Genomic DNA, 239 nt, shown 5'->3' on the forward strand with positions numbered 1-239 from the left:
CAGATCGTCGAGATGTCCGGCCGCACGAACTGCATCGTGTCGTAGATCGCCGTCAGCGACGTGAACGACCCACCCGGCGAGTTGATGTAGATCGAGATGTCCCGGTCGGGATCCTCCGACTCCAGGAACAGCAGCTGCGCCATCACGTCGTTCGCCGACACATCGTCGATCTGCACGCCGAGAAAGACGATCCGCTCCTTGAGCAGCTTCGAGTACGGGTCCATGCCGTACTCGCCGCG

Annotated in this window: 1 protein-coding gene; it reads right to left on the reverse strand. The window is 61.9% G+C overall.

Going from position 1 to position 239, the window contains the following annotated elements; all coding sequences use genetic code 11:
* On the reverse strand, window positions 1-239 hold a 239-nt coding region (locus tag G6R25_RS24840), incomplete at both ends, for an ATP-dependent Clp protease proteolytic subunit (protein WP_205447489.1).

This window comes from Candidatus Frankia alpina (assembly GCF_902806485.1).
Lineage (GTDB): Bacteria > Actinomycetota > Actinomycetes > Frankiales > Frankiaceae > Frankia > Frankia alpina.